Origin of the sequence: Actinomadura rugatobispora, assembly GCF_042656285.1 — a bacterium.
Taxonomy (GTDB): domain Bacteria; phylum Actinomycetota; class Actinomycetes; order Streptosporangiales; family Streptosporangiaceae; genus Spirillospora; species Spirillospora rugatobispora.
The window spans coordinates 1-1,335 of sequence record NZ_JBHSON010000236.1; the positions used below are offsets into that span (position 1 = coordinate 1).

Annotated in this window: 2 protein-coding genes; both read left to right on the forward strand. The window is 69.7% G+C overall.

From position 1 onward, the window contains the following. Nucleotides 1-363, forward strand: a 363-nt coding sequence (locus tag ACFPZN_RS56040) for a Zn-ribbon domain-containing OB-fold protein (protein ID WP_378293590.1), incomplete at its 5' end; no start/stop codon positions are given. Between the two features lies 1 nt (nucleotide 364). Beyond that, the coding region (locus ACFPZN_RS56045) for a thiolase family protein (protein ID WP_378293592.1) at nucleotides 365-1,335 on the forward strand (971 nt) is incomplete at its 3' end.

The window sequence follows — 1,335 nt, forward strand, 5'->3', positions numbered from 1 at the left end:
GGCCGGTGTGAGGCCACGACGTTCCCGATGCAGTCGTCGTGTCCGCGGTGTGGTGACACCGGTATGGGGCGGGTGCTGCTGCCGCGTACCGGGACGCTGTGGACGTGGACGACGCAGGAGTTCCTGCCCAAGGAGCCCTATGCCAGTGGTGAGACGCCCGAGACCTTCCGCCCCTTCGCCGTCGGCCTGGTCCAGCTCGGTGACGAGGTGCGCGTCGAGGGGCGCCTGACGGTGAGTGATCCCGAGCGGATCGGCTTCGGGATGGAGCTGGAGCTGGAGATCTTCACCTTCCGTACCGAGGGCGATGGCACCGAGGTGATGTCGTACGCGTTCAGGCCGCGCGGTGAGCAGGAGGCGAGCTGAGATGGGCGATGTCGCGATCATCGGGGTGGGGATCCACCCGTTCGGGCGGTTCGGTGCCAAGTCGGCGATCGAGATGGGCGCCGAGGCGGTCCGCGGCGCGCTGGCCGACGCCGGGGTCGAGTGGAGGCAGGTGCAGTTCGCCTTCGGCGGCAGCCGCGAGGTCGACAACCCCGACGCCGTCGTGGGCCTGCTGGGGCTGACCGGGATCCCGTTCATGGACGTCTACAACGGGTGCGCGACCGCGGCGACCGCGCTGCAGCTGACCGCCGATGGGATCCGGTCGGGCAAGTACGACATCGGGGTCGCGGTCGGGATGGACAAGCACGACTCGGGGGCCTTCACCGCCGACCCGATCCACTACAGCGCGCCGTCGTGGTACGGGGACATCGGTCATTTCCTGACGACCAAGTTCTTCGGGATGAAGATCAACCGGTACATGCACGACCACGGGATCTCGCACCGGACGCTGGCGCGGGTGGCGGCCAAGAACTACCGCAACGGCGCCATCAACCCCAACGCCTTCCGCCGCAAGCCGCTGTCGGAGGAGGACGTCCTGGGGTCGCGGATGCTGAACTACCCGCTGACCAGCTACATGTTCTGCAGCCCCGACGAGGGCGCGGCGGCGGTGGTGATGTGCCGGGCCGACATCGCCCACCGCTACACCTCCTCCCCGGTGTTCCTGCGCGCCACCACGCTGCGCACGCGCTCCTATGGGGCGCATGAGGTGCACGCCTCCTGGGCCGCGGTGGAGCAGGCGGACGCGCCGACGGTGTTCGCCTCGCGGGCGGCCTATGAGGAGGCGGGCATCGGTCCCGAGGACGTGGACGTGGTCCAGTTGCAGGACACCGACGCGGGCGCGGAGATCATCCACATGGCCGAGAACGGCCTGTGCGCCGATGGCGAGCAGGAGCGGCTGCTGGCCGAGGGCGCCACCGAGATCGGCGGGCGGCTGCCGGTCAACACCGACGGCGG